At 58.4% G+C, this 19,299-nt stretch carries 17 protein-coding genes; 14 read left to right on the top strand and 3 right to left on the bottom strand.

Going from position 1 to position 19,299, the window contains the following annotated elements; translation table 11 throughout:
• Positions 1-309: 309 nt before the first annotated feature.
• The 10 genes from uvrA to JQ600_RS04955 all read left to right on the top strand — a co-directional run bounded on the left by uvrA (position 310) and on the right by JQ600_RS04955 (position 12,764).
• A complete protein-coding gene (uvrA, locus tag JQ600_RS04910; protein WP_212489712.1) occupies positions 310-2,835 on the top strand; it encodes an excinuclease ABC subunit UvrA in 2,526 nt (841 codons plus the stop codon).
• Between the two features lie 400 nt (positions 2,836-3,235).
• Positions 3,236-5,002 carry an AI-2E family transporter gene (locus JQ600_RS04915; RefSeq protein ID WP_212387382.1) on the top strand — a complete coding sequence of 589 codons (1,767 nt, stop codon included), beginning with the start codon at positions 3,236-3,238 and terminating at the stop codon, positions 5,000-5,002.
• 45 nt (positions 5,003-5,047) lie between these two features.
• On the top strand, positions 5,048-6,217 hold the full coding sequence (locus JQ600_RS04920) for a hypothetical protein (RefSeq protein ID WP_212489713.1): 1,170 nt from the start codon (positions 5,048-5,050) through the stop codon (positions 6,215-6,217).
• Position 6,218: 1 nt separating this feature from the next.
• Positions 6,219-6,845 carry a YtxH domain-containing protein gene (locus JQ600_RS04925; protein ID WP_212387386.1) on the top strand — a complete coding sequence of 209 codons (627 nt, stop codon included), beginning with the start codon at positions 6,219-6,221 and terminating at the stop codon, positions 6,843-6,845.
• Positions 6,829-7,221 (top strand): phage holin family protein, encoded by a 393-nt coding sequence (locus JQ600_RS04930; RefSeq protein WP_192740480.1) that lies wholly within the window; start codon positions 6,829-6,831, stop codon positions 7,219-7,221. Before JQ600_RS04925 ends, JQ600_RS04930 begins: the two co-directional genes overlap by 17 nt.
• Positions 7,218-7,895 (top strand): hypothetical protein, encoded by a 678-nt coding sequence (locus JQ600_RS04935; protein ID WP_212387388.1) that lies wholly within the window; start codon positions 7,218-7,220, stop codon positions 7,893-7,895. The genes JQ600_RS04930 and JQ600_RS04935 overlap by 4 nt, the downstream gene beginning before the upstream one ends.
• 114 nt (positions 7,896-8,009) lie before the next feature.
• On the top strand, positions 8,010-8,873 hold the full coding sequence (locus JQ600_RS04940) for a hypothetical protein (protein ID WP_212387391.1): 864 nt from the start codon (positions 8,010-8,012) through the stop codon (positions 8,871-8,873).
• Positions 8,874-9,366: 493 nt separating this feature from the next.
• On the top strand, positions 9,367-9,747 hold the full coding sequence (locus tag JQ600_RS04945) for a hypothetical protein (protein ID WP_212489714.1): 381 nt from the start codon (positions 9,367-9,369) through the stop codon (positions 9,745-9,747).
• A gap of 1,376 nt (positions 9,748-11,123) precedes the next feature.
• Positions 11,124-12,152: a TRAP transporter substrate-binding protein gene (locus JQ600_RS04950; RefSeq protein WP_212387397.1), complete on the top strand. Its 1,029-nt coding sequence runs from the start codon at positions 11,124-11,126 to the stop codon at positions 12,150-12,152.
• A 174-nt stretch (positions 12,153-12,326) separates the two neighbouring features.
• A complete protein-coding gene (locus JQ600_RS04955; protein WP_212387400.1) occupies positions 12,327-12,764 on the top strand; it encodes a pyridoxamine 5'-phosphate oxidase family protein in 438 nt (145 codons plus the stop codon).
• 282 nt (positions 12,765-13,046) lie between these two features.
• Here JQ600_RS04955 and JQ600_RS04960 read toward each other — a convergent pair whose 3' ends face one another.
• Positions 13,047-13,334 (bottom strand): hypothetical protein, encoded by a 288-nt coding sequence (locus JQ600_RS04960; RefSeq protein WP_212489715.1) that lies wholly within the window; start codon positions 13,332-13,334, stop codon positions 13,047-13,049.
• A 92-nt stretch (positions 13,335-13,426) separates the two neighbouring features.
• Positions 13,427-14,446 carry an alpha/beta fold hydrolase gene (locus JQ600_RS04965; RefSeq protein ID WP_212489716.1) on the bottom strand — a complete coding sequence of 340 codons (1,020 nt, stop codon included), beginning with the start codon at positions 14,444-14,446 and terminating at the stop codon, positions 13,427-13,429.
• A 980-nt stretch (positions 14,447-15,426) separates the two neighbouring features.
• Here JQ600_RS04965 and JQ600_RS04970 point away from each other — a divergent pair.
• The 3 genes from JQ600_RS04970 (at position 15,427) to JQ600_RS04980 (ending at position 17,906) form a co-directional block, all read left to right on the top strand.
• A complete protein-coding gene (locus JQ600_RS04970; RefSeq protein WP_212387879.1) occupies positions 15,427-16,350 on the top strand; it encodes a Ku protein in 924 nt (307 codons plus the stop codon).
• Positions 16,351-16,558: 208 nt separating this feature from the next.
• The gene (locus JQ600_RS04975; RefSeq protein ID WP_212468428.1) at positions 16,559-17,236 is read left to right on the top strand and encodes an HAD family hydrolase; all 678 of its coding nucleotides are present in this window, start codon (positions 16,559-16,561) and stop codon (positions 17,234-17,236) included.
• A 55-nt stretch (positions 17,237-17,291) separates the two neighbouring features.
• A complete protein-coding gene (locus JQ600_RS04980) occupies positions 17,292-17,906 on the top strand; it encodes a cell envelope biogenesis protein TolA (RefSeq protein WP_212387411.1) in 615 nt (204 codons plus the stop codon).
• Between the two features lie 49 nt (positions 17,907-17,955).
• Here JQ600_RS04980 and JQ600_RS36725 read toward each other — a convergent pair whose 3' ends face one another.
• Positions 17,956-18,219: a hypothetical protein gene (locus JQ600_RS36725; RefSeq protein WP_312010934.1), complete on the bottom strand. Its 264-nt coding sequence runs from the start codon at positions 18,217-18,219 to the stop codon at positions 17,956-17,958.
• A gap of 406 nt (positions 18,220-18,625) precedes the next feature.
• Here JQ600_RS36725 and JQ600_RS04985 point away from each other — a divergent pair, with 406 nt between their 5' ends.
• Complete coding sequence (locus tag JQ600_RS04985) at positions 18,626-18,916, top strand: hypothetical protein (protein ID WP_212270031.1); 291 nt, start codon at positions 18,626-18,628, stop codon at positions 18,914-18,916.
• Positions 18,917-19,299: the final 383 nt, after the last annotated feature.

Raw genomic sequence — 19,299 nt, forward strand, 5'->3', positions numbered from 1 at the left:
AAAATCATCGTTGGGACCGTGTGGGGGTCGCAAGACGAGGGGCTTCAAGGTTTCTGGACAGGGACGCGGACATGCGACCAGCGCGATAGGGTAGTCGGGGACAGCGACGAGCAGTTCCGATGCCGACGGGACGAAGAGGGGGCAGTTGTCTCCGACAAGCGCCCTTAGCCGAACCGGTCTTCCGTGCCTCGTCGACCATTTCAGCGAGCTTTTTGAAATGCCGTCTGTGGAACCTGCACCGTGCCGAAGGGTTTTCCCAGCCTCTTGGACGGGTTGGACCACTGTCCTCGCTTGTGCTGAAGGGACAAAATGGACGCCGCCGTCAACAACCGAAAAAAGCTGAAAAATGGTACTGCGGGCGACTTTGTTCGTGTTTTTGGCGCCCGTGTGCACAATCTAAAGAACGTCTCGCTTGAAATTCCTCGCAACGCTCTTGTGGTATTCACAGGCGTCTCAGGATCCGGCAAGTCATCTTTGGCGTTTGGTACGCTCTATGCGGAAGCGCAACGCCGCTATCTTGAATCAGTTTCACCCTACGCGCGCCGGCTGTTTCACCAGATGGCGGTGCCCGAGGTCGATGAGATCGAGGGTCTGCCCCCGGCGGTGGCGCTGCAGCAACAACGCGGATCGCCCACCACGAGGTCGTCGGTGGGAAGCGTCACGACATTGTCGAACCTGCTGCGAATGCTGTATTCGCGCGCTGGTGACTACCCGGCTAACCAGCCGTTGCTGTACGCGGAGGCGTTCTCGCCGAACACGCCAGAGGGAGCCTGTCCGAATTGCCATGGCATCGGCCGCGTCCACGAGGTCAGTGAGCGCTCGCTGGTGCCTGATGACAGGCTGACCATTCGGGAACGGGCCGTCGCCGCGTGGCCGACTGCATGGCAAGGGCAGAACCTGCGGGACATTCTGGTCACCCTCGGCTACGACGTCGATAGGCCATGGCGAGAGCTTCCGAAGAAGGACCGCAATTGGATCCTCTTTACTGACGAACAACCGACAGTGCCGGTCTACGCCGGATATACTCCCGCCGAGACAAAGCGAGCGCTCAAGCGCAAGGAGGAGCCCAGTTATCTGGGGACCTTCACCGGCGCCCGCAAGTATGTGCTGCAGACCTTCGCCACGACGCAAAGTGCGATGATGAAACGTCGTGTGACGCAGTTTCTGTCCAGTACCGACTGCCCAGTCTGCAACGGCAAGCGATTAAGGCCGGAGGCGCTATCGGTTACCTTTGCCGGAATGGATATCGCCGAAATCTCACGGCTGCCGCTGAAGCGACTTGGCGAACTTCTTCAACCCTATCTGAATGGCAGAAGCAGTGTTTCCGACACTCATCCTGAGAAGGCTCTCGTCGTCCAGCGTATTACGGAAGATTTTCTCGGGCGTTTGGACGTGCTGCTCGATCTCGGGCTCGGTTATTTGACCCCTGAGCGCAGCACGCCGACGCTGTCTCCCGGCGAACTACAGCGACTTCGTCTGGCGACACAGGTTCGATCCAACCTGTTTGGGGTGGTCTACGTATTGGACGAACCGTCGGCTGGACTTCACCCGGCTGACACCGAGGCATTGCTTCGCGCGCTGGAGCGTTTGAAAGCTGCGGGAAATTCGCTTTTCGTCGTCGAGCACGAACTTGACATCATCCGACACGCGGACTGGATTGTCGACGTCGGCCCGGGTGCCGGAGAGCAGGGCGGCGAGATACTGTATTGCGGTCCATTATCAGGCCTCGCCGAAGTGCGAGAATCTCAGACGCGGCGCTACTTGTTTGCGGAAGGTCAAACGGCCACGAGGTCGCCTCGGCATCCTCAAAAATGGGTCAAGCTTCGGGGAGTTACCCGCAACAACCTCGACCGTCTCGACGTCGACATTCCGCTGGCAGTATTTACGAGCGTCACCGGAATTTCGGGGTCCGGGAAGTCGAGCCTGATCAGTCAGTTTCTGGTGGAGGCCGTTGGCGACAAACTGGGTCAGCGAAAGGAGCCTGGCGAAGATGATGACGCACTTGATGCGGGCGTAGAAACGTTTGGTGGCGACATTGTCGAAGGTCTCGACGGCATAAAGCGGCTGGTTGTGGTCGATCAGAAGCCGATTGGCCGAACGCCGCGCTCGAACCTTGCGACTTATGCAGGTCTCTTCGATCATGTCCGCAAGCTGTTCGCAGCCACGAAGCAGGCTCGCGCCAGGCGCTATGATGCTGGTCGTTTCTCATTCAATGTTGCGAAGGGACGCTGCCAAACCTGCCAGGGGGAGGGATTTGTAAGCGTTGAACTGCTCTTTCTTCCGAGTGTGTACGCACCTTGCCCGACCTGCAAGGGGGCGCGCTACAACGCGAGGACGCTGGAGATCAAGATTCGAGACAAGTCGATTGCTGATGTGCTCGCCATGACGGTAAATTCAGCATTTGAGTTTTTCACCGACGACGCATCTCTCCGTCGGTCCTTGGGCGTTCTTCAAGAGGTCGGCCTGGGATACATTCGGATCGGTCAATCAGCCACGGAACTATCAGGCGGCGAGGCACAGCGCATTAAACTCGCCACCGAATTGCAACGTTCGCAACGTGGCGAGACACTCTACGTGCTTGACGAACCCACCACGGGCTTGCACCCGTCGGACGTGGCGAAACTGATGGTTCAACTTGACGGTCTCGTCGAGTCTGGAAACACCGTAGTCGTTGTCGAGCATGATATGGGGGTAGCGGCAGCCAGCGACTGGATCATCGACATTGGGCCGGGAGCGGGCGACGAGGGCGGCCGGATCGTTGCATCAGGGCCGCCAGAACGGGTTGCGTCCACGCCTCAAAGTCGGACAGCTAAATATCTCGCCCGAGTTCGGTAAACGACCGTTGCCCGTGACGGCAAGTGGCAAAGGGCTGGTCATCGCAGAGCGCCCGCCACGCCGGTGCCAAGGGCGAGTATCACAGGAGCAGATGCCAAATGCTGAGTCCTTCCTCCAGTTTCATGATGCATCGATGAAAGTGCAATGTTCAGATTTGGTTCCGTTGAGGGTCAGCGGAGGAGCAACGAGGGCACCGACGATTGCCACTTCGTCCCGGTGACTATTGCAGGCACCCAACATCTGTGGAGACGCATCGAGACAACGTCTCATGTTGTTGGCTATTGGAACCTTCCAATAGGATTTCCATTAAGTGGCTACGCGGCGCACTCCCGTGCTGGGTTGATTCGCGCATCGGTAGATAGAGGTGTTGGTCCCAGCTGGCTTGGCATTTTCAAACTTCTTGATCGGCGCACTTGTGGTCGCCGCCCTCTATTTCACGCGTGAAATCCTCGTCCCGATCGCAGTCGCCATCCTCTTGAGTTTTGTCTTGTCGCCCCTTGTGAGGGCATTCCAGCGCATGAAAGTGCCGCGGTCGATAGCGGTGCTCAGTGCGGTCAGCCTGGCGCTGGCCATCGCCCTCAGTCTTGCGGCGATGGTGATGATCGAGGTCAACCAACTCGCGAGCGACCTGCCGCGCTATCAATCCACGTTGGGCGAAAAAATCCATAACCTGCGGGACAGGATTGGCAGCGTGGGCGTGCTCAAGAACGCCTCCAGCCTGTTGAAGAACCTGGACAGGGAGCTGAAGTCGCCCGGAAGTGGCGATGCTGAAACGGCGAAGCCATCGTTGTCGGACGGCCCGGCAAAAACGCCTATCCCTGTCGAAGTCCATCAGCCAGACCCGGGTGCGTCGGAGGCACTGATCGCAATGTTGCGACCGCTCGCAGCTCCCTTCACCACCACCGGAATCGTGGTGATCTTCCTCATCTTCTTCCTTTTTCAGCGGGAGGATCTGCGCGACCGGTTCATTCGGTTGCTCGGCAGCGAGGATTTGGAGCGCACCACGGCGGCGCTCGATGACGCAGGGCAACGGTTAGGCAGGCTGTTTCTGACGCAACTCATTCTGAATGCGACTTTCGGCGTCGTGATCGGACTGGGCCTGGCCGTCATCGGCGTCCCGAGTTCGCCGCTCTGGGGACTGCTGGCAATGATCCTTCGCTTCGTGCCCTACATCGGCGCGATCCTCGCTGCCGGCTTGCCAATTGCCCTGGCCGCCGCGGTCGGGAGCGACTGGACCATGACCTTGTGGACGATCGCCTTGTTCGCAATGGTGGAACCGCTGACCGGCCATGTTGTAGAGCCGCTGGTCTGTGGGCGAAGTGCCGGCCTGTCCCCGGTCGCCGTGGTCGTAGCCGCATCGTTCTGGACTTGGCTCTGGGGACCCCTGGGGCTTCTGCTCTCCACTCCGCTGACGCTGTGTCTGGTCGTGTTTGCCAGGCACGTCGACCGTCTCCAGTTTATCGACGTCATGCTGGGAGACCAGCCGGCGTTGACGCCGCAGCAGACCGCATACCAGCGCATGCTGACGGGCGATCCGATTGACGCGATCGAACAGGCGCGGTCGTTCCTGAAGAGGGGGTCCGCTTTGGCCTATTACGAAGAAATCCTGCTGGGCGCCCTGAGATTGGCTGAGGCCGATGCCGCCCAGGGCCGGCTTGACGACGTCAGGCTCGAGAATATCCACGAGACGGTTTCCGAAATCATCGAGGATATCGCCGCGCACGAGACCGCTGAGGGGAGCGCGGGTGCGGAAGTGCCCGCCAGGAAGGGGAAGATCGTCAACATCGACGCGCGCAAGCTGGGCAAGCCGGTTTTCTGCATACCCGGACTGGGTCGGCTCGACGATTGCGCCGCGCTGATTGTCGCAGATGCGTTGAAACGTGAGGGATTCAACGCCCGTGTTTCCGGTGCCGATACCGAGATTGACGCCGGCAACGCAGAGACGATCTGCGTCTGTTTTCTGGAGGAGGTATCGGAGGCGAGGTCGTCGTTCACGGTTCGCAAGTTCTCCCGACGGGCGGCTTCGGCCAGGATCATCGTTTGCCGGTTGGGAAATTTCGAAGCGGACAAGGAGCAGCGGAGTGATGATGTAGCGCCGCAGTCGCTCGCGACCGTGATCGCCGCCGTAGCCAAGAGTGCCAGCGTCAAAACGCGTCGGGAACAATAGGCAATGTCCGAGAGTTCAGGTTTGGTACAGCAAGGAATCAAGGTCATGCAACAGACGGCCGATCGATCGCTCCGAGAGCTACAGCGCGAGACCGAACAGACGCGCGAAGGTCTGACCCAAACGGTAGATCAGCTCAAAGCGAGCGTGACCGACACCGCGAGCGAAATTCGCCAGCGCATCAGTCCCGAAAACATAAAGGCGGAGGTCACGAGCTACGTCCGCTCCAAAGGCGAAAGCATGTTGGAGGACATAACGGCGGCCGCGCGCCGCAACCCGATGCAGGCGGTGGCCGTGGGCGCAAGCCTCGCCTATCCGCTTTTCAGGTTCGCAAGGGTTATTCCCTTGCCCGTGCTGATGGTCGGCGCGGGAATCTTTTTCGCCGGCACAAAGAGCGGCCAATCGATCACCCAAAAAGCCTCCGACATGGCCTCCGATCTCTCGGACGAACTCGGCCGGCGTGGCCAGGATATGTCGGCACAGGTTGGAGAGGCTGTCAGCTCGGCAACGGGTGCGGTTTCGGATGCCGCCGGACGCGTTAGCGACGTGCTGTCCGCGGGCGCGGACCAGGTTCGCCGCACCGCAACGTCCTCGACGCCTGAGCTCAGTCTGGCAGACCGGCTAAGGGACTCGGCCGCCTCGGCAGGCGACGCGATCAATACGCGTGTCTCCGATATGAAAGACAGTGCGTCTGAACTGGCTGGTTCCGCGATGGATTCGTCGCGTGATATCGCCGCTGGTGCAGCCGCCGCCACGCGAAGCGCCGCCTCGTCGGCGGCGAATGCGGGGCTGGAAGCGGCCCGGGATGTTCGGGACAGGGCAGCGGATTATTCCAATCGCGCCGGAAAGACCATGTTGGATACGATCCAGCAGAATCCACTTCTGGTCGCCGGCGTCGGCCTGTTGGTCGGAGGTCTGATTGCGAGTGCGCTTCCCAAGAGTGAGTTGGAGGAAGATCTCGTCGGCGACGCAGCCGCGGCCGCCAGAAGGCGGGCGAGCGAAGCGGCTTCCAAAGGCTTCGACGCTGCCAAGGGCGTAGCGGGCGAAATTTTTGAAAACGTGGCGCGGCAGGCCGGCGCGGAAGGCCTGACCCCGGACAAGCTGGACGGGTCGGCAAGCGAGATCCTGCAACGAGTCAGGCGCGTGGCGGAAAGCGCTGTCACGACCGCGTTCGATCCGGACAAGACACCCCATTCACATACCGGCGCAGGAAACTGACATGGCTGATCTCATTGGAACTGCACATCAAGGCACGGCGTCCTCCGGCCAGGACTCCGCAAGAGCGAAGTTTGACGACGCGGTTGCATCAACGAAAAGTTTGAGCGAGCAGGCCATGTCGGCTGGCCGAGACCTCACCGACAAGGCGAAGGATCTTGCTGAAAGCTCGACCGACGCCATCAAGGGCCAAGCCTCCGATCTCGTCGATGCGGCCAAGGATGTTGCATCTCAGGCTACTGACAAGCTCAAGGACGCGGTCAACAGTCAAAAATCGTCCGGCGCGGAATACGTCGGCAACCTGGCGGATACAATGCGGCGCGCGGCACGGGAGTTCGATACGGATCTCCCGCTCGCGGGCACCTACATCCGGAAGGCGGCCTCCCAGATCGAGGGAGTTTCTGATCACATCCGCAACGGCAACCTGAACGACGTGGTCCGGAAAGCGCAATCCTTTGCACGCCGTCAACCCACGGCCTTCCTTGGGTTGGCGGTCCTGGCGGGTTTTGGAGCCGTTCGGTTTCTCAAGAGCTCCTCCAGTGACGACGGCCCGAGTTCGCAAGCCATGAGAACGGACAGCCGCTCCTCCGCAGCAGACAACCGAGGGTACCGCGATGACTTCTCGAACTGATCGTTCGATCCCGGAACTGTTCAGCGATGCGGTCGGTCAGCTTGCAAAGCTGATCGGAAACGAATTTGCGCTGGCTCGCGCCGAACTGTCCGAAAAGGCCGGGCAGGCCGGGAGAGCTGCCGCAATGATGGGTGCTGGGGCAGTCATCATGATTCCAGCGCTTGTCCTGCTGTTGTTTGCCGCGGCGGCTGCCCTCGTACAAGGCGGCTTTTCGGAGCCCATCGCATATCTCATCGCCGGTGGCGGCGCAGCGGCCCTATCGGTCGCCCTCATCGTGGTGGGCCTTAACCGCCTGTCGGGCGATGCGTTGAAGCCGACGGCAACGATTAAAGAAGTACAGCGCGACAAAGCGGCGGCGAGGGAGATGGTTCGATGATCGACATGACTGAAAAAGGCTCGGACTTTATCAAGGACCTTGGCAACGCGGCGCGACGCAATCCGGTCTCTGCGGCACTCATCGGAATGGGACTGGTATGGCTGTTCGCCGGCAAAGCCGGGGGGGCACCGGGCGATATCCTTCAGAAGACCGGCCTCGATCGCCTCCCAGACGCGGCAAGGAATGCGATGAGCGCCACACAGGACCGGGTTGCATCTGCTGCCGAAGCCGTCCGTGAGACGGGCAGCGACGGTATTGAAACCGCGACCCGCATGGCCTCGGAATACGCAAAGGCCCTGCCCGATTCTGCCGATGTTCTTGGCACCGTGCGAGGCAACCTGGCCGATCTGTTCAAGGCACAGCCCCTGGCGTTGGGCGCCATCGGATTGGCCATCGGCGCCGGCATCGCCGCGGCCTTGCCCAACACCGACATCGAAAAATCATACCTTGGCGAAACCAGCGAGACCCTGAAAAGCAAGGCTGCCGAAATCGCAGGCCAGCAGATCGAGAAGGCGGCCACGGTTGCGGCGACCGTCGTCGAAACCGCGGCGGACGAAGCGCGCAGGCAGGGCCTCACGATCGATAACGCAAAGGCGGCGATGGACGACCTTTCAGGCAAGGTCAGCCGGGTGGTCGACGCGGCGGGAAAGAGCGCGTCGCAAAGCGCAACATGAACTCTAAGTGCGATCTGTAGCAAAACGAAGAGAGAAAAATGAATGGTATAATTTATCTGGTTGGTTTGGTCGTCGTCATCCTGGCCGTATTGTCGTTCTTCGGACTGCGCTGACATGGTGAAACAGATCGAACCCGGCGCGGCTCCCATTGGGGTCCCCCCGAGGTATTTGAATTGGACGCCGGCGATCCTGGGTGCGCTGGTGGCAACTGCGCTGTCGTCGATCCTGTTGGCATTCGGTGCGACCATCGGGTTGGGGATTTCGTCGACGGCGCCAACGTGGCGGGACGCGTCCGCCGCACTTTGGATTTTGTCGGGACTCTATCTCATTATCCAGGCCGCACTGTGTTTCGGCGTGGGAGGGTACATTGCGGGGCGAACGAGTGTCGCGCCGGCGGCTTTGGATGCTGACGAAATCGAACAGCGCGACGGCTTGCATGGCCTCGCCGCCTGGGCGCTTGCCGTCGTTCTCGGGGTGGCGCTTGCGGCGTTGCTTGGAAGCGCGTCCCTGACACGGTCCAACAGCAACATGTCCTCGGCACGAACCAGCGCTGCAGAGCCGCTGTTGAGCTATGAGATCGACCGGTTGTTCAGGCCATTGCGCCGCGCCGCAAACGTGGACCTTTCGCAGGAGCGGGCGGAGGCCGGACGAATCCTCCTAACATCGTCGAGCCACTCGGGAATGAGCAGTGAGGACCGATCCTATCTGGCGCAACTCATTGCGGCGAATACCGGCCTTGCCGGGCCGGAAGCAGAAAAACGGGTCGATGGCGTGATCGCAAATTCTCGGGCCGCGATAGCCAAATCTCGCCGGAGCTCGGTGATCCTCGCGTTCTCCGTCGCCGCGGCTCTGTTGTTGGGTGCTGTCATCGCATGGGCAGCGGCCGGTATAGGCGGACGCCACCGTGACGGTGCGCCGATGCCGCATTGGATGGGCGCTCGCGGGTCTGGAGTTGCGCATCGACGCGAAGCCGTGTGAACGGGCGGGGTGAGGTGGATCGGATGAGAACCCCCAACCTCGCCCCCGATGCCGTATTGATCCCATGTCCAAAATGCAAGGCGTGGCCGATGGCGTTGAACATCGTCAAGCCGTCCTGGTCGTCTCGGCCGATGATTCAATTTACCTGTCCGAAATGCCATTTTACCTCCGAGGCAGAAAGGCGCGGATACGCGAGATCGGGCTCCGACTAATCCTTGCGCCGCCCATTCTCATATCGCGCGGCGGCTAGGGCACGAGACGAGGGCACTCGAGAGCAAAGCCATGTCCGAGATGTGCAAGATTCTTAAGGCTGCCGTCCCAAGTAACGCCGCCGAACTTGCACAAACTGGAAAGTTCCCATTATGTTGCGGATTTAACGCGCTTGGGAAAAATCGGCAATCCCGTCCCGTTTCTTGATCGTAACCAGATGGACCAGAATTCATCCTGCCCTTAGCTTTCACCACTATACTCGGTCTCGGTTGCGGGGCGTGGCGTGAATTTTCAGATCACAGTCTTGAAGGTCTTAGCAGGACACCCTGAAGGGCGCGCCTCGCTTGCGGACCTTAAGCAATACGTTGCGGTTCTCACTTGTAGCGGCGCAGATTGGTCACAAAGGATGAAGAAGCTGGCCGCACGCGCGCCTGGATTGGATATTTTCTCCAGCGGCTACGTGCTACGAGAGCCTAGCGGGTGGCAGATATCGGAGAAAGGCCGTGAGTTTCTAATCATGATTGAAACGCCATTGGCTGAACCGCTTCTCACGCCGGTCGCGTTTACGCCGCCGGTGGATTCCGAAGCGACGGACCTTCCGCCGAATGTTGTTCAGTTGGTAGGTCATAAGATCCAACGCCGGCGCCGGCGCGCCGCTGCTTGAAATTGGGCAATTAGGTCGCCGCGTTCGGGTCGGTCTATGCGAAAAGTGCTCGCGGACGAGTCCGCGACCGGCTCTGTCGAGTATTTCAATCCCGGTGTGCCGTTTCCCAATCTTTTGCAGCCAATCACCGGGCCTTCGAAAGCTGCGCAGCTTTCAAGTAGCGCACGTTTGAGCCCAGGTTCGAGTGGCTGTTCGGCGCCGGTTATCGTCCAGCGGCATCCTGTCCTCACGCGCCGCCGTCATTAACCGTGCAATCTTGCCTACCGCGTGGGCCGGTGTGCGCATAAGCACCAAGCGGCGCATCGGCATGGGGTTGTTCGGCCCACCAAGTGTTCGGCGCACCGTTGTGTCAGTTCGCTCGGGATGCCGCCCCGCAAAGGGACGCGGCGGCACGCGGCCTGACTAATGTCCCTTTCGGATGGGCTGAGCGAGGGAATAGATCGTTTTGTCGCCAGCTTCCGGCAGGCCGCTTTCGAACAACGTCTTGCACCCGCGGAACTCTGGAGCTCTAGCGTTGTTCCCAATAGTTGCGCGGGCGATAGCTAATGCGAGATGAAATGACTGCCTCTTATAAAGAGATCAATAGGTATTTCGAAATGATCAATCGGCGAGTGCCGGCCAGGATCTCTCGGTTCATTCAGTGGTTGCGAAAGCCGTCCTCATTCGCGGCTCGTCTAACTGTCGCTTTATTGCTGATTCTTGGCGGTGTCTTTAGCTTCTTACCTGTGTTGGGTATCTGGATGTTGCCCCTCGGTCTCCTGTTCATTGCGCAGGATGTCCCATTCTTGCAAAAACCTCTCATTAGATCTCTGACCTGGATGGAAACAAAGTGGGAGCGGCTAAGGTTGGCATGGCAGAATCGGTGATGCTTTCGCAGCAATCGGTATGGCCGGTCGGCAGGACCGAAACAGGCTCAACTGTGAATACTAAGAGTCTGTGGTCTGAGAGGATCGTCGTTAGTCGAGCTGCCATCGAAGCCAAAGCGATCGCAGAAGTCGTTACGCGACGTCCTGCTCTCTAAGCAATGTCTAGTATCCTTCGAAAGGCGCAATTTCATGGCCATAAAGGCAGCGTCGCGGAAGTCTAGACGGCGGAGAAACGAACATCGACGCAAGATTCTGTACGCTTTGGCTGCGGCGGGCTTGTTCGTTGCAATGATCGCTAGTGGAATACTGTTTGTCACCTTGAGGCCCATGACCCTTCGTATCGCTGTGGCCTTCTCCAGCGAGGATGCTAGGATCGTCGAAGCTATAGCTCGTGTTCTTACTCGTGAACGAAGCTCTGTACGTCTCTCAGTAACCGTCGTGGACCAAGGCCAGGCGCAAGAGCTCTTGAGCAGAGGCGGCGCAGACTTAGCGACCGTTCGAAGCGATGTAATGTCCGCCGATCTGCTTTCTATTGCTGTGTTACGAAAAAGTGCACTTTTTCTTTGGACGGCGCACATACCTGGTCAAAAGCCTTCTCGAGCGACAGAGTGGAAGAACCTCGTCGGTTCAAGAATCGCTCTGCTAAACGGCACATCTGCTGACCTTGCTTTACTCAATGTTGTCCTATCCTCAGAGGGCGTTCCGCCCAACAAGGTTGAAATCGTGCCAGTTGGCAGCATGGATGCCATGGCAGGTGACAAAAGTTTTAATTTCTTTGCGACCATGGGTGCAATCAAGAGCAAGGCGGTTGCGGAAATCTTCCGATCGTTCTCACGGCTTCGGGAAGCGCCAAATTTTCTTGGCCTGGAAACAGCCGAAGCGATCGTCCTCCGACAGCCGACGATTGAGGCTGCAGAGATACCAAAGTCTGCTTTCGGTTCTAACCCAGCATTGCCGCCAGAAGTACTAAGTGTGGTCGCGGTTAGCGATCTTGTCGTCGCTGGTAAAGCCCTCTCGGAGCAAGCTGCTGCGGCCTTTTCCCGTGAGCTATTCGCTCATCGTCAAATGATATTGCGCGAGATACCTGATACAGCGACCATCGAAAAACCTAGTACTGAAAAGGATGCGGCTATACCCGCGCATCCTGGCGTAGCTGCGTACATTGATGGAACAGAACGAACATTCCTTGAGCGCTACGGCGATTACTTTTGGGGCGGTATCCTTGTGCTGTCGGCGTTAGGTTCGTTTGGTGCAGGTCTTCGCGCTTTTCTTTATCCGGACGAGCAGGAAAACGTATCGTCGCTCAGGGATAGAGTGCTGGATCTAGCAGCTAAGGTCCGTGATTCCGCGGATGAGGATATGGTGCAGATCGAAAATGAAATTGACCACATCGTACGCGAAACGCTCGACAAATATGACCACGGGGTCATTGAAGAAGGCGCCCTCACGGCGCTAGGAATAGCCATCGAACAATTCCGCTCCGCGGCTGCGAGCCGAAACTTCAATAAGCGTCGCTCCGTTACCAAGCGGACTTCGTAAACCCGCATTCTGCTCTCGGCCCGGCTTTCCGGCACGCTGCCACCGCGGGCTTAGAGCTCCTGGCTTTCCCCTGAAACTTTGGCGCATCCAGGAGTTATTAAAAGTGCCGCTGACTTGACGGCCGACGGACGCAGGGTTGTCGAAACAAGCTTTTGAAAGCGACGAGGACCAGACATGAACCAAGAATCGTTATCTTTGGAAGATATTTCGCAACGAATGGCGGGGATTGACGTTGCGATCTTATCGACTCACACGGAAAACGGCCAAATCGCCAATCGACCGATGAGCAACAATGGTGACGTAAAGTATGACGGCACCTCCTACTATTTTACATTTGAGCAAGCACGGACGGTTGCTGACATACAAAAGAACCCTAAGGTGGCACTTGGCTTTACCAGCCACGGGGGCATTTTTTCCGATGCCATCTATGTAGCGGTCGAAGGGCAGGCCGAGCTAATCCGAGACAAAGCAATATTTAAAGCTCATTGGACCAGCGACTTGGACCGGTGGTTCGGGAATGGCGTTGATACTCCCAACATCGTACTCATTAAAGTGAAGGCTTCTCGTATCACGTACTGGGACGCAGAGGAGGAAGGTGAGTTTATCGTTTGAGCTACTTCAATGCGAGGCGTGTTGCACGCGAAAAATTCCGCCCAGTCTTAAGTAGCATACTTTTAGGGCGCCGGAGTTAGACTTCTTCTGCGCGCCGACGAGTGGAAGCCGACGGGACGGGCCGAGGTAAAATTGTCGCTTGTCGAAGCCCGAGTCTGCCTCAGGTCAGTGGACAGAGCTCAGCGAACGTCTCGCCGTGGGCCTTTACGCCATGAAGACCGCCGGATGGAGCCAGTGCGCCATTAACCCGTGCCCCAACCTGAAATGAGGCTTTAGCAGGATTCAAAACTGAAACGGATCAACGGAGACGGAAGTCTGGCCGTCGGACGACTGCTGGACGGTGAAAGTCACTTCTTTCGTCGCTTTAATATCGCCAACGGCGGCCGAAATCCCGCCACTGCATTTCACCGTCAGCTTGTCCTTGCTCGTTGAGGTCGTAACTATCCTCTGACCGAGCTGATACAGAGGCTTTTCGCTTTTTGAATGTTGCGAGGTCGCGTCAGGCGATGCCTTACCGGCCGTTGAATTCTTGGCCGCATAAGTGACCAATGGATTGTTGCCATCGCCCAAGACAAATTGGAGAACGGCCTTCCGGGTTTCGATTGAGTCGCACTCTGGCGCAGCGATCTCTTGCGCGCCGCAAGCCCGGCCATTAGGTCCGGCTATTCAGCGGCGGCAAGTTCAGTCGACTGGCCTGCGACTTCCCGGATCGCCGACATCACCTGATCGGTGGCAGTCTGTTGGATCATGTGGCCGTTGGCCGCGAGCCTATGAAACTTGCTCTGGGTAACGTCGGAGTGCAGCCGGGCCGACTGAGTGTGGATATCGATGAGCTTGTCTTGCTCGCCAGCAATGATGACAACTGGCATTTTCAGGTCCGCATACTGATTGCGTAGTATGAACGCGTCCGGGATCATTAGCGCCGACTCCGCGGCCGATGCCCTTATCTGAGATGGCCGGAGTGCCATTTCCTTCGGAAATGCTTCAAACTTCTTCGGTACAGATCTTGGGCCAAAGATCTTCGCCATCATCAGCGGCCATATGGCTCGGCTTAGTAGGGGCGACAAGGTATGACTGAGGATGTCTCCGACAAGGGGCAGGGACGGCGCGGCCAACGCAACCACGTCTGGCCTTAGGGTCGGATAGTAGTATCCAGAGGCGAGAATGAGTCCCCGGACGAGGCTGGGATACTTCAGAGCCATCGCGACCGCAACGGAGGCGCCCCAAGAGTGTCCAAGGACGGTTGCGTTGGAAACGCCAAGCTGCGCGAGGGCGAGCTTGATCAATTCCGCCTGGGCATCCGGCGTCCACACGACATTGCGCGGCCGATCGCTATGGCCGAACCCTGGACGATCGAAAACGATAACCCGGTAATCCTTGGCAACAAGATCGATCAGACCGCTTGAGTCAAAATTCTGGATCATGCTTCCGTTGCCGTGCAGAAGAACTACAGGATCGCCTGCGCCACGTTCAACGTAATGCAGTCGGACGCCGTTCACTTCTAAGAACCGACCGGAAGGTGGGTTTTCGCGTTCGGCTTTCCTCGCAAGGTGCTGATTGAGCAAGGCGATGGCGGCCAAAGCTCCAATCGCAACCGAGGCAGCCAGGATGGAAGTTGAATTGGTCGTGCGCCGGCCTGGAACAGATCGGCGAAGGCGTTTGATAGGATGGACTGCGGTCATAGATCACTCTCGTTTCGGCGCGTGCACGAAATCCGGATGATCCTAAGGAAATGTTGCAGCACTGAGTGAACCTGCGGTAGCGCGGATCGTTCCGACGCATTTTTCTTGTGGTCGAGAACATTGCGCCGGATCGCACAAATCGGCTGCGCGTCCAAGCCTATGCGGACGCGAAGGGAGCAAAGCGTTTGCTCAAAGCGCTTAAGGCGAACATCGCCATATTGGATGACGATGAGGACGAAGAGGCCATCAACTGAGGCGGGCTCGAACGAATTAGAAACGGTCGTATGACCGTTTAGAGGAACATCGTTCACGGTCGGAGAACTACGGGTGCTTGCGAGCTTCGATCCGGTCGGCGAGATGCATCAAGCCAATCATCGCGGCAAGGGTCGCCAAGCCTAAGAGTGTCGCAATGACCGCGAGCATGTTTTTACCGTGGCGGTTTTAGACCGGGGGGAAGAAAGCCACTCTTCCATATGGGAAACGATTTCCGCCTGCCGTGCCCTGCGCAGAAGCTTATCGCGCTGAGCCCCAGGTGGGGTGCTTTGGGCTTCCTTGAGAAGTTGCTCGGCTCGCTCCTTGGCGCGCTCATCAAGTGAGATTGTTTGTGGTTCGAAACGGCGTCGTTGCATGGCGCTGCTCCATTTTTCGATGGAACAACTCACAGACGGCCACCCCGGTTCTGTCCACTTGTGCACCTAGTGCAAATTCGGTCCCGGCGCGACCTACCCCCTTCGGAGTATGAACAGAGCGCGGCAAGATCGAACAAGGCTTGTCGGGCTCGCGGCCAAATTAGGACACCCCCAAATTCAGGGTCAAATACGGACAGTACCCATCTTGAATTAGAACATAAAGAGAACAGTAGTCGAGTCCTGCTGGGCCAGCGTGTCTGAGAAAAATGATCTTCTGGGGAAGCCACCCCTGTCGGAACCAAGGTTGCCCGTTCGTCTTGAACCCAGCAACAGTATATGGAGTTCCTCGCCATGGCCCCCCGCGCTAACTGGAAAGGCTTCCTGCGTCTTTCCCTCGTCACCTGTCCGGTAGCGCTCTATCCCGCCACGTCGGAATCCGAAAAGGTTTCGTTCAACCAGCTCAACCGAAAGACGGGCCACCGGATCAAGTACGCGAGGGTGGACGCGGACACGGGTGAGGAAGTTGAGAACGAAGATATCGTCAAGGGCTACAAGGTCGATACCGATACGTACATTGAGGTGACCAAGGAGGAGCTCGAGAATGTCGCGCTGGAATCGACGCGAACCATCGAGATCGACGAGTTCGTCGACCGCAGCGAGATCGATCCGCGATATCTGATCCGTCCCTACTACTTGGTACCGGACGGGAAAGTCGGCCACGACGCCTTTGCCGTCATTCGCGAAACCATCCGCGAGATGAACAAGGTCGCGATCGGCCGCGTGGTGCTGACTAATCGGGAGCACATCATCGCGCTCGATCCGCTGGACAAGGGCTTGATGGGAACGTTGCTGCGCTATCCCTACGAAGTCCGGTCGGAAAAAGAGTATTTCGACGATATTCAGGACGTCAAAGTCACCAAGGACATGCTTGATCTCGCCAAGCACATCGTCAATCAGAAGGCGGGTCACTTCGAGCCGGACAAGTTCGAAGACCAATATGAAACGGCCCTCGTTGACCTCATCAATCAGAAACGCGCCGGCAAACCAATCATTGCGAAAGAACGCCCCCGTGGGGAGAACGTCGTGGACCTGATGGACGCGCTGCGCAAGAGTATTGGTGGCGCAGAGGCTTCAAAGGACTCCAAGCCGGCCAAGAAGCCACGCAAGGTCGCAAGCGGTCAGAAGGAAATGCTCATGCCGATCGCCGGCAAGAAGTCGGCGAAGGAAGCTGCGGCGAAGAAGCCGTCGGCGAAACCTCAGCGGAAGTCGGCCTAGATCGGCTTTTGGCCATGAAGCCTGGCCTGAAGGTGCTGTTGGCTACACGCGGAACGCCATTGTCCACCAATCGCGTTCTGGATGTCGGTACACATCTTTGCCGAAGCGCTTCAGCATAGGGGACTTGGCGGCCAAAGTGCGGTTCATACTAACGGATCTGAGCGGGTAACGTTCCGTGCCACAGGAAGCGAACTCGCTCGCCTCGACTATGGAGGATTGTGAGTTGCCGAGAGCCGCTATCTTCGACCTGGACGGCACGCTTCTGGACTCGGTCGATCTCCACGCGCTCGCATGGCAGGAAGCCATGCTTAAGTTCGGCCATGATGTGAGTTTCGAGCAAGCTCGGAGCCAGATAGGCAAGGGAGGTGACAAGCTCATTCCCGTCTTCCTTTCCGCTGACGAACAACGGGACCACGGCAAAAAATTGGAAGAGTGGCGCGGCAATCGTTTCAAGACCGAGTATCTGCCGCTTGTGCGTCCCTTTTCCGCGGTCCCGGACTTGCTGCGACGCGTGCGCGCCGCTGGACTTCGGATTGCCGTCGCCTCTTCCGCTAAGAAGGATGAAGTTGAGAAATATCTTGAAATCGCTGGCATTACCGAACTGGTGGAGTTGACGACGTCGTCTGACGACGTCGAGGAATCGAAACCTGCGCCGGACATCTTCGAGGTAGTTCTAGAGAAGCTCGGGATCCAAGGCGCTGAGGCCGTCGCCATCGGCGACACGCCCTACGACGCGATCGCTGCGGGGAAGGTGAAGATCGCAACCATCGGCGTGCTGTGCGGCGGATTCACGGAGAGTTCGCTGCGGCAGGCCGGGGCCGCCGAGATCCATCCTGGCCCGGCCTCGCTGTTCGCTTGTTTCGCAAACTCCCTACTTGCGAGGTAACGATCCGGCTGACCCACGGCAGTGGCCAGTGGAAGGTGCGGGGAAGCGTTGGTCCATGGCGAGAAAACTGAAAACCTATCAGACTTCGCTGGGCTTTTTCGATCTGGCAATTGCCGCTCCGTCGATGAAAGCGGCTCTGGAGGCGTGGGGCGCCGACAGCAATCTCTTCCACCAGGGCGCGGCGAAGGAAACTGACGATCCGGACGTACTCTCGGCGACCATGGCGAAGCCGGGCGTCGTTCTCAGGCGGCCTGTCGGCTCCGACGGACCCTTTGGCGAGCATGCTGAACTACCCACCAATCTGGGTGACGGCGAAAGACCGAAGACTGTCCGCAAGTCGAAAAGCCACAAGGTGAAGAAGCCTTCCCCGCGCGCCGTCGACAAGGCGACGGAGCGCAAGGCCTCAGTTGCCTTCGAAAAGGAGCAGAAACGGCGCGAGCGTGAACGGGCGAGGGAAGAGGCTGCCAAACAGAAGGAGCGTGAACGCCGGCGAGGGGCGGTCGATAAGGCGCAAGCGGCGCTGGACGCGGCCGAGCGTGAGCATGAGGAGAACGTTGCGGCCATCCAGGCCGAGGTGGCCGCTCTCGAGAAGAGATCGCGAACCGAAAACGTCCGCTGGGATAAGGAGAGGGAGCGATTGGAGGCTGCGCTGCAGCGCGCACGAGGCTAGGCACCCCGGATTGTTTCAAACAATCGACGTGGCGGCGGGCGAACCGGGGTCATTCGGGCGGGCACTCGGGGCACGTATCTCCTATCGAATCGAGAACTTGTGCGACGGCTCCAGCAGCCACCTGCGGTGATACTCCAGGCGGCGCACTTTTGCGGGCGATTTCCAGAGCGCGCTCGCGGGCATGCGGATTGGCGCCGTCCTGCATCCATCCGTGCTCTTCGCACTCTCGAATAGCGCCGACTTCCTGCAGCACTTCGATAGCCCATCCCTGAAGTGTGCGGGTCGGTGGCCTTGGCGTGTCAGTCATCAGCACCGGAAATCTCCTCGTCAGGGATGAATCCTCAGACCATCCAGTTGTTCCGGTTCGTGACTGTAACGGGAATGCAGGATCAGGCTGGATTGGCGTCACGTGATGTTATCCAAGAAGCGTTTGTTGTCCGGTCCCCATGCCCACCGGCTGCGCCGATTTACGCACTGAACAGGCATCGTTTTCTGATCGCGGAACTTGTCAAAGGTTCGGTTGTCGGACCCATAGCCACGGTCGCTGTGCGGGCAACGCCGGCCCGTTCGATCGTCAGCTTTACCCGGTCGCCAATACACGCGAGGCCGATCCTGTTCCTAAATGCGAATCGGGCAATTGGAGGTGCCAGCGCATAAAGACGCGTACAGGAACGTTCGACGTCGTCGGGGATTTAGACTCCTTAACGGAGGATTTGCAGATGGAGATTTTGCCTCGCGGCGTAGCGGCTACCTACCTATCCGGCACAGCCACGGGCATCTTCGGGTCGCTTTTCTTGCTTTACTTACCGGATCATGCCGTGGCTCAAGGATTACCGGTTGAGACTGGTTCGCATCTCCCGGTAGCGCTATGGCTTGGCGGTGCTGTTGTTCTGGGTATTGCTATCGCTTACGGAATCTTGCGCACCCGCAGCCGCACCAGCGCGGAAAAGCGAATGACCGATCAGGCGACAAAAGACCTTTATGTGAAAGAGAACCGCGACGCCAACTAGCAAGGCTGTGGCAACTCGCAAACCGCGTCGGTTGATGCGATGACCGAGAACAAGAACCAACCTTGGACCGATGAGTATGACCGCCGACTGCTGGTACTGGAAGCAGGCGGCCGCTCTGCTGCTTCGATTTCCTCTGATCGTCGTCAATCACCGTACAACGCTCGAAAGATTTGGATCAGTTGATGTTAAGCAACCCTTTGAACGAGCTTCGATAGCAACGCGTGCGGTCGACCGGACAGGGTCGATCTCTTGAGATTTGATTTTGCGGTCCATGGGACGAAGGCTGGCAAGCGGCAGTTCAGGCTCTAATGCGAGGAAAACTTGGACAAATTACTGTTAATCGAATGGGCGGAGCTGATAATTCCGACCCATTCCGTTGCGGA

Origin of the sequence: Bradyrhizobium sp. AUGA SZCCT0176 (genome assembly GCF_018130145.1) — a bacterium.
Classification (GTDB): Bacteria; Pseudomonadota; Alphaproteobacteria; order Rhizobiales; family Xanthobacteraceae; genus Bradyrhizobium.

Excerpts from the sequence above, each read along its gene's own strand:
- JQ600_RS04940 (WP_212387391.1), top strand. The coding sequence starts at position 8,010 with ATGGTGAAACAGATCGAACCCGGCGCGGCTCCCATTGGGGTCCCCCCG.
- JQ600_RS04950 (WP_212387397.1), top strand. The coding sequence starts at position 11,124 with ATGTCCGCCGATCTGCTTTCTATTGCTGTGTTACGAAAAAGTGCACTT.
- JQ600_RS04925 (WP_212387386.1), top strand. The coding sequence starts at position 6,219 with ATGGCTGATCTCATTGGAACTGCACATCAAGGCACGGCGTCCTCCGGC.
- JQ600_RS04930 (WP_192740480.1), top strand. The coding sequence starts at position 6,829 with ATGACTTCTCGAACTGATCGTTCGATCCCGGAACTGTTCAGCGATGCG.
- JQ600_RS04920 (WP_212489713.1), top strand. The coding sequence starts at position 5,048 with ATGCAACAGACGGCCGATCGATCGCTCCGAGAGCTACAGCGCGAGACC.
- JQ600_RS04980 (WP_212387411.1), top strand. The coding sequence starts at position 17,292 with ATGGCGAGAAAACTGAAAACCTATCAGACTTCGCTGGGCTTTTTCGAT.
- uvrA (WP_212489712.1), top strand. The coding sequence starts at position 310 with ATGGACGCCGCCGTCAACAACCGAAAAAAGCTGAAAAATGGTACTGCG.
- JQ600_RS04970 (WP_212387879.1), top strand. The coding sequence starts at position 15,427 with ATGGCCCCCCGCGCTAACTGGAAAGGCTTCCTGCGTCTTTCCCTCGTC.
- JQ600_RS04985 (WP_212270031.1), top strand. The coding sequence starts at position 18,626 with ATGGAGATTTTGCCTCGCGGCGTAGCGGCTACCTACCTATCCGGCACA.
- JQ600_RS04935 (WP_212387388.1), top strand. The coding sequence starts at position 7,218 with ATGATCGACATGACTGAAAAAGGCTCGGACTTTATCAAGGACCTTGGC.
- JQ600_RS04955 (WP_212387400.1), top strand. The coding sequence starts at position 12,327 with ATGAACCAAGAATCGTTATCTTTGGAAGATATTTCGCAACGAATGGCG.
- JQ600_RS04965 (WP_212489716.1), bottom strand. The coding sequence starts at position 14,446 with ATGACCGCAGTCCATCCTATCAAACGCCTTCGCCGATCTGTTCCAGGC.
- JQ600_RS04975 (WP_212468428.1), top strand. The coding sequence starts at position 16,559 with ATGGAGGATTGTGAGTTGCCGAGAGCCGCTATCTTCGACCTGGACGGC.